Genomic DNA, 7,139 nt, shown 5'->3' on the forward strand with positions numbered 1-7,139 from the left:
GACATGCCCGCCGCTCGCTTCATGCGCCAGACCGCCACCTTTTTGCTGTGCAGCAGCCTCTGCACCCTCGCCACCATGTCGGCGGTGCAGGCGGCACCCTCGGCGCTGGCAGTCAAGGCAGCGCTGCTGTTCAAGCTGCCGCGCTTTGTCTACCTGCCGTACCTGGAGGACAACGCCCCCCTGACCCTGTGCATCCTGGACAGCAATCCATTCGGCCAGGCCTTGCAGACCCTGGCGCAAACGCCGGTGGATGGCCGTACCGTGCAGCTGCACATGCCCCACAGCACCAGCGATGCCCAGGCGTGCAATCTGGCCTTTCTCCCCGACAGCGCCAACGCCCGCAACGCCTTGCCCACGCGCCTGCAGGCCCTGGCGGCCTACCCCATGCTGACGGTTTCTGACATTCCCGGCTTCGCCCAGGCCGGCGGCATGGTCGAGCTGGCCGACCACCCGGATGACCAGGGCAAGGTGCAAATCGTGATCAATCAATCGGCCGCCGCCAGCCAGGGCATTCGATTCAACGCGCAACTGCTGCGCCTGGCCACCCTCCTGCCATGACCCGCCCGTCCTTCATCGCCGCCCTGCGGCCCCGCACCATCCAGGCCAAGCTGCTCTGGGGGTTCACTGCGGCCATCGTGCTGGTGCTGCTGCTGACCTTTGCCCTGATGTTGCTGCAACAGCAGCGGCTGATGCGCAGCGAATGGAGCGCCACCATGCGCACCCAGGCCCAGCTGATCGCCACCAACAGCCAGGCGGCGCTGGAGTTTGGCGACACCGACGAGGCGCGACGCCTGCTTTCCTCCCTGGAAGGCGACCCCTCCATCCTGCGGGCACGCATCGTACTGTTGCCAACCGAGCTGCCTTTTGCCGAATACACCCGCACGCCGCACGCCCTGGCTCTGGCCACGCCTCCACCGCCACCGCACGGCGGCACGCAATTCGACGGCGACCACCTGCTGGTCTGGGCCCCCATTCCCCATAGCGCACCGCCCGCCAGCATCGAACTGCTCGTCTCGCTGCAATCCCTGCACCAGGTGACGTGGCGCTCGGCCCAGGAAATCGGCCTGGCGCTGCTGGCCGTGCTGGGGATATTTTTATGGCTGGCCTCCCGCGCCGCCCGGCGCATTGCCCGCCCCTTGCTGCAGTTGAACCGGCTCATGGGCCAGGTGGCCGACAACCCGGCCTTGACCCAGCGGGCCAACATCCGGGGCCATGACGAGCTGGCGCAACTGGCCCGCAGCCTCAACCACATGATCGACCGCCTGCAAAAGCGCGACCGCGAGCTGCAGCAGTACCGCGAAAACCTGGAGGAACTGGTCGAACACCGCACCCAGGCGCTGCTGCAGGCCACCGAAGCAGCACAACAGGCCAGCCGCGCCAAGTCGGATTTTCTGGCCCGCATGAGCCACGAAATCCGCACCCCGATGAACGCCATCGTCGGCCTGAGCAAGCTGCTGCTCAAGACCGAGCTGACCGCCCACCAGCGCGACTACCAGGAGAAGGTGATCTCTGCCTCGGAAATGCTGCTGGGCCTGATCAACGACATCCTGGACTACTCGCGCATCGAAGCGGGCAGGCTGGAGGTCGAGAGCATCGATTTCGACCTCGATCAGGTCATGCGCGGCGTTTTCAGCCAGATGGCGCTACGCGCCCAGCAAAAGGGGCTAGAGCTGCTCTTCCATCCCGAACCGGACGTGCCCCGGCGCCTGCTCGGCGACCCGCTGCGCCTGACGCAAGTGCTGGTGAACCTGGTCAGCAACGCCATCAAGTTCACCGAGTTTGGCGAGATCATCCTGCGCATCGCCCTGCAGGGCCGGCAGGAAGGGCAGGTACAGCTGGAGTTTTCCGTGCAGGATTCGGGCATGGGCATTCCCGCCGAGCGCCTGGGCCAGCTCTTTACCCCGTTCACCCAGGTCGATGGCAGCATTACGCGCCGCTTCGGCGGCACCGGCCTGGGGCTGGCCATCTGCCGCCAGCTGGTCGAGCTGATGGGTGGCCAGATCCAGGCCGAAAGCCAGGAGGGTCAGGGCAGTCGCTTCTTCTTCACGCTGCGCCTGCCCCTGCCGGCACCCCAGGCCCTGCCGGCCGAGGCGGCCTCGTCCCCCTTCCGCCCGGCCTCGCTGCTGCACGGCAAACGGGTGCTGGTGGTGGACGACAACGCCAGTGCCCGCGACATTCTGCACACCACCCTGACCAGCTTCGGCATGACCGCCGATACCGTGGACAGCGGCGAAGCCTGCATGCAGCGCGTGCTGCAGGCCAGTGCCGCCGGCACGCCCTACCACCTGGTGCTGCTGGACTGGCTCATGCCCGGCATGGACGGCATCGAGGTGGCCCGCCACATCCAGGCTACCGACCTCGGCACCGGCCTGCCCGGCATTCTGATGGTCACTGCCGGCAGCTACGAAAAACTCTCGCCCCAGGCCGCCCAGGTTGGACTGCAACATATTCTGACCAAGCCCGTGTCCCCCTCGGCGCTGCACGAGGCCCTATTCGAAGCCCTGCAATACAGCCATCCGGCCACGGCTGCCGCCAGACCGGCGGCCAGCAGTACCGCCCCGGCGCTGCCCGACTTCACCCCCATTGCCGGCGCCCGCGTGCTGCTGGTCGATGACGTGGCGCTCAACCGCACCGTGGCCCTGGCCTTTTTGCAGGACACGGGGGTGCAGGTCGATATCGCCGTGCATGGCCGCGAAGCCGTGGAAAAAGTCCTCGCCCAACCCTACGACCTGGTGCTGATGGACATCCAGATGCCCGAGATGGATGGTCTGAGCGCCACCCGCGCCATCCGCCAGGACGCACGGCTCAAGCACCTGCCCATCATCGCCATGACCGCCCATGCCATGGAAGGCGACCGCCAGCGCAGCCTGGACGCCGGCATGCAGGACCACCTGACCAAGCCCATCAACCCGGACGCGCTGTACGCCGCCCTGCTGCGCTGGATGGCCCCGCGCCCGGACGCCCTGCCGCCGTCGGCCGCCCCGGTCGCAGCGGCAGCAGAAGCCACAGAGGCCGCCGCCAGCGCCATCCCGGCGCTGGAGGGCATCGACACCGCCCGCGGCCTGGCGCAATGCCTGGGCAAGCCCGAGCTGTACCGGCGCATCCTGGGCAACTTCGTGCAGGAGTTTGCCGACAGCCCCACCGCCATGCAGCAGGCAGCCCAGGCGCAGGACTGGCCCACGGCGCGGCGCATGGCGCACTCGCTCAAATCGGCGGCCGCCACCCTGGGTGCAGCCACCCTGGCCGAACACGCCAGGGCGCTGGAACACGGCTACGCCGAAGAACACGCCCCGAGCGCCGCCACGGTGCAAGCCATGGCGCAGGAACTGGAGCGCGTGCTGGCGCTGCTGCGCCCCCTGCTGCCGACCCCTGCGGCAACGGCAGCAGCCTCCAGCGCCAGCACCGCTGCCGCACCCGACACCGCGCTGGCCCCGCTGCTGGATGCGCTGGGCAGGTGCCTGCATGACGACGACGCCAACGCCCTGCGCGTGCTGGACGACCTGCAAGCCGCCCTGGGCACGGCCAGCCCCGCCACGCTAGAAAAATTGGAGCTACTGCGGGAGCTGGTGGAAGATATTGAATATGAATCAGCCCTGAAATCTTTACCAGGACTGCGCAAAATACTCCTGAAATCATAACAATGAACCTCGCCGCTGCTGAATTTACCGTCCTCATCGTCGACGATGAAAAGCAAAACCGCCTGCTGCTGACCGAACTGTTCGATGGTGCCTACAAGATCATCCAGGCCAAGAACGGCGTGCAGGCGCTGGAAAAAGCCCGCCAGCACCGCCCCGACCTGATCCTGCTGGACGTGCTCATGCCCGAGATGGACGGCATGAGCGTGCTGCGCGAACTCAAGCGCGACGATGCCACGCGCCTCATCCCGGTGATTTTCATCACCGCGCTGGACTCGGCCGCCGATGAGGAAAACGGCCTGGCTCTGGGCGCCGTGGACTACATCTCCAAGCCCTTTCACCCGCCCATCGTCCGGGTGCGCGTGCGCAACCAGCTGCAACTGGTGCACCAGCGCCGCCTGCTGGAGCAACTGGCCTCGCTGGACGGGCTGACCGGCATACCCAACCGGCGCCAGTTCGACGCCATGCTGCTCAAGGAATGGCACCGCTGCCAGCGCAATGCCCAGCCGCTGTCGCTCATCGTGGCCGACGTGGACTTTTTCAAGAAATACAACGACACCCTGGGCCACGCCGCCGGGGACCGCGTGCTGCAGGAAGTGGCCGCCACCCTGCGCCAGGGCGCCCGCCGCCCCGGCGACCTGGTGGCCCGCTACGGCGGGGAGGAATTCGTCCTGCTGCTGCCCGAAACCGACGCGGCCAGCGCCCAGGCCCTGGCCGAGGGGCTGCAGGCGCTGCTGCAGAACAAGGCCCTGCCGCACCCCGGTTCTGCGACCGGTGCCCACATCACCCTGAGCATGGGCGGCACCACCCTCGTGCCGATGACCGAAACGCTCGACCCCCAGTTCTTTGCCTGCGCCGATGCCGCGCTGTATGCCGCCAAGGCCCAGGGGCGCAACCGCGTGTGCTGGATGCCCTGACCCGCCGGAACACCGGCGGCGGCGGGCAGACTGCCTAGAATCGGCCGTTTCGCCCGCCCTCTTTCTTTTCCTTCTCTTTCTTCACGTTCTCCACCATGTCGCAACGCAAGCTCTTCGTCACCACCGCCCTGCCGTATGCCAACGGCCATTTCCACATCGGCCACATCATGGAATACATCCAAGCCGACACCTGGGTGCGGGCGCAGCGGATGCAGGGCAACCAGGTGAACTTCGTCGGCGCGGACGACGCCCACGGCGCCCCCATCATGATTGCCGCCGAAAAAGCCGGCAAAACCCCGCAGCAGTTCGTGGCCGACATCGCTGCCGGGCGCAAGCAGTACCTGGAAGGCTTTCACATCGCCTTCGACAACTGGAGCAACACCGACAGCCCGGAAAACCACGAGCTGTCCCGGCAGATTTACCTCGATCTGAAAAAAGCCGGCTTCATCGAAACGCGCACCATCGAGCAGTTCTTCGACCCCGAAAAGTCCATGTTCCTGCCCGACCGCTTCATCAAGGGCGAATGCCCGCGCTGCCACGCCAAGGACCAGTACGGCGACAACTGCGAGGTGTGCAGCTCGGTGTACGCGCCCACCGACCTGATCAACCCTTATTCCGCCCTGTCCGGTGCCAGGCCCGAGCTGCGCACGTCCGAGCACTTCTTCTTCAAGCTGTCCGACCCGCGTGCCGTGGAGTTTTTGACCGAATGGACGCAAAACGGGTCGCACGTCCAGCCCGAGGTGGCCGCCAAGATCAGGGAATGGTTCGGCACCCGCACCAACCCGGACGGCAGCACCAGCACCGGCCTGGACGACTGGGACATCTCGCGCGATGCGCCCTACTTCGGCATCGAAATCCCCGATGCGCCGGGCAAATACTTCTATGTGTGGCTGGATGCGCCCGTGGGCTATCTGGCCAGCTTGAAAAACCTGCTCAACCAGCGCGGCGAGGACTACGACGCCTACATGGCCGACCCCGATCTGGAGCAGTACCACTTCATCGGCAAGGACATCATCACCTTCCACACCCTGTTCTGGCCCGCCATGCTCAAGTTCAGCGGCCGCAAGACACCGACCAAAATCTGCGTCCACGGCTTCATGACCGTCAATAACGGCGAAAAAATGAGCAAGAGCCGGGGCACGGGCCTGGACCCGCTCAAATACCTGGGCCTGAACATGAACCCCGAGTGGCTGCGCTACTACCTGGGCGCCAAGCTCAACGGCAAGAACGAAGACATCGACTTCAACGCCGAAGACTTCATGTTGCGCGTCAATGCCGACCTGATCGGCAAATACGTCAACATCGCCAGCCGCGCCGCCGGTTTCATCGCCAAGCGCTTCGGCGGGCAACTGGGCAGCATCGGCGCCGACGGCCAGGCCCTGCTGGATGCCCTGCGCAGCCAGAAAGCGGCCATCGTCGCCGCCTACGAAGCCCGCGACACCGCCCGCGCCGCCCGCGAAGTCATGCTGCTGTGCGACAAGGTAAACAGCTACGTGGACGCCAACAAGCCCTGGGAACTGGCCAAGCAGGAGGGCCAGGATGCGCGGCTGCACGACGTCTGCACCACCTGCATCGAAGCCTTCCGCCTGCTGACCGTCTACCTGAAACCCATGCTGCCCTTTGTCGCCGCGCAGGTGGAAGCCTTCCTGAAAATCGGCACGCTGCAATTCGCCGACGCCGACACCCTGCTGGGCGCAGGCCACGCCATCGGCCAGTACCAGCACCTGATGCAGCGCGTCGCCATGGAACAGCTCGAAGCCCTGTTCGAGCCGCCCGTTGCCGTGGCAGAGACGCCCAAACCCGGTGGCGAGGAAATCGCCCCCACCATCAAGATTGACGACTTCGCCAAGATCGACCTGCGCATCGCCAAAATTGTCGAGTGCAAGGCGGTGGAAGGCTCCACCAAACTGCTGCAACTCACCTTGGACGCAGGCGAGGGCAGAACGCGCAACGTCTTTAGCGGCATTGCCAGCATGTACCAACCGGAACAACTGGTCGGCAAGCTCACCGTGCTGGTGGCCAACCTGGCCCCGCGCAAGATGAAGTTCGGCATCAGCGAAGGCATGGTGCTGGCCGCCAGCCATGCCGACGAAAAAGCCCAGCCCGGTATCTACGTGCTGGAACCCTTCCCGGGGGCGCAGCCGGGGATGCGCATCCACTGATTGGTCTATTGATTCAATAGCTGCTTCCACTCTTGGATAAAGGATTTGAAATAGTTTTGTATCTGAATCCTTTTGTTTTTGGGCGGTAGAAGCTCTTGTTTTTGTTCTTGAGGCTGCTGGCCGGGACTCGCCCCGGCGGGCGACATCCTTTCTTGCACGCGCAAGAAAGGACGCAAAGAAGGCGTGCTGCGCAGCTTGAATACCCGCCGTGGAACTCGCTTCGCGCCTGCGGCGCTCCGCTCGGACAGCCACGGCGAGTCAGACTGGATGCGGCTTGCCTGTTATGGGGGCTGCGCTCTTAGAACGTGTTTACGATCTCCTGAGTAGCAGTGCCAGAAACGCCAAGTGGACGAACTGCAAGCTGGTATTGAGCCAGCGCTCGCAGTTCTTCCATAGCCTGCGGTTCTTCTCCAGCCACGCAAAGC

General features: G+C 65.2%; 4 protein-coding genes and 1 pseudogene. 4 read left to right on the forward strand and 1 reads right to left on the reverse strand.

Translation table 11 applies throughout. From position 1 onward, the window contains the following. The first annotated feature begins 3 nt into the window (after window positions 1-3). The 4 genes from ACFO3A_RS13410 (at window position 4) to metG (ending at window position 6,714) form a co-directional block, all read left to right on the forward strand. The gene (locus ACFO3A_RS13410) at window positions 4-558 is read left to right on the forward strand and encodes a YfiR family protein (protein WP_377727277.1); all 555 of its coding nucleotides are present in this window, start codon (window positions 4-6) and stop codon (window positions 556-558) included. After that, the gene (locus tag ACFO3A_RS13415; RefSeq protein ID WP_377727279.1) at window positions 555-3,638 is read left to right on the forward strand and encodes a response regulator; all 3,084 of its coding nucleotides are present in this window, start codon (window positions 555-557) and stop codon (window positions 3,636-3,638) included. Before ACFO3A_RS13410 ends, ACFO3A_RS13415 begins: the two co-directional genes overlap by 4 nt. A gap of 2 nt (window positions 3,639-3,640) precedes the next feature. Beyond that, complete coding sequence (locus ACFO3A_RS13420; protein ID WP_377727282.1) at window positions 3,641-4,552, forward strand: GGDEF domain-containing response regulator; 912 nt, start codon at window positions 3,641-3,643, stop codon at window positions 4,550-4,552. 95 nt (window positions 4,553-4,647) lie between these two features. Then, on the forward strand, window positions 4,648-6,714 hold the full coding sequence (gene metG / locus ACFO3A_RS13425) for a methionine--tRNA ligase (RefSeq protein ID WP_377727285.1): 2,067 nt from the start codon (window positions 4,648-4,650) through the stop codon (window positions 6,712-6,714). Between the two features lie 309 nt (window positions 6,715-7,023). Here the strand turns inward: metG and ACFO3A_RS13430 are convergent. Beyond that, a pseudogene (locus ACFO3A_RS13430) lies at window positions 7,024-7,139 on the reverse strand (IS5/IS1182 family transposase); the annotation flags it as partial.

The sequence above is a fragment of the Comamonas nitrativorans genome, from assembly GCF_042654765.1.
Taxonomy (GTDB): domain Bacteria; phylum Pseudomonadota; class Gammaproteobacteria; order Burkholderiales; family Burkholderiaceae_C; genus Comamonas; species Comamonas nitrativorans.

Excerpts from the sequence above, each read along its gene's own strand:
- ACFO3A_RS13410 (WP_377727277.1), top strand. The coding sequence starts at position 4 with ATGCCCGCCGCTCGCTTCATGCGCCAGACCGCCACCTTTTTGCTGTGC.
- ACFO3A_RS13415 (WP_377727279.1), top strand. The coding sequence starts at position 555 with ATGACCCGCCCGTCCTTCATCGCCGCCCTGCGGCCCCGCACCATCCAG.
- ACFO3A_RS13420 (WP_377727282.1), top strand. The coding sequence starts at position 3,641 with ATGAACCTCGCCGCTGCTGAATTTACCGTCCTCATCGTCGACGATGAA.
- metG (WP_377727285.1), top strand. The coding sequence starts at position 4,648 with ATGTCGCAACGCAAGCTCTTCGTCACCACCGCCCTGCCGTATGCCAAC.